A 771-nucleotide genomic window follows, 5' to 3' on the forward strand; every position below is an offset into this window, starting at 1 on the left:
CGCCGCCAGGCGCGGGAAGCCACCGGGCGTGGGACGCCGCCTGGGCCGGAGGGCCGGAGGTGCAGGCCCGGGCCTGGCACCGTAGGCGGGGACCGTGGATTGCCACTAGGCCTGCCGCCACCCGCCCAACGCCCGCCACCTCCACCACCGCCCACCCACCGCAAGCCGTCAAACCGCCAAGCCACCCCTGCGTGCCCCCAGCCCACCGGCCGCAAGTCGCTCGACTGCCCCGGCGTGCCGCCACCCGTGCAGCGCGCACCCCCAGCCGCCGCCCCACCGGCCGCAAACCGCCAAGCCCCCCCCGGCGCGCCACCACTCACCGACGCGCACCCCAAGCCCCCCACCACCGACCGTAAGTCGCCAAGCCACCGGGCGCGCCACCACTCGCCGACCGCGCGCCCCAAGCCCCCACCCACCGCAAGCCGCCAAGCCGGCCCGGCGTGCCGCCACCCACTCAGCGCGCACCCCACCGATCGCCGCCGATCCCACCCGGCGTGCAGGCGAGGCGCGACCGCGCCCCCCCAACCCCGGCCCGCACCCAAGCCCACGCAAGGGCCCCGCGCCCCCCAACTCCGCTCCGCAGCCCAGCCCACGCAAGGGCTCCCCGCCCCGGCCACCGCCTTTCCGGGCCGCTCGCTCGCTTCTCACCCGTGCTGGAGCGAGCCGAGTCAAGGGTGGCCCGAAGGGCCATCGGCGTAGCCGACGCGCAGCGCCCTTTACTCGGATCGCGGAAGCACGACAATGCCAAGAAGCGAGCGGCCCCCACGGTCA

It is taken from the genome of Streptomyces sp. NPDC001480 (assembly GCF_042894725.1).
GTDB lineage: Bacteria > Actinomycetota > Actinomycetes > Streptomycetales > Streptomycetaceae > Streptomyces.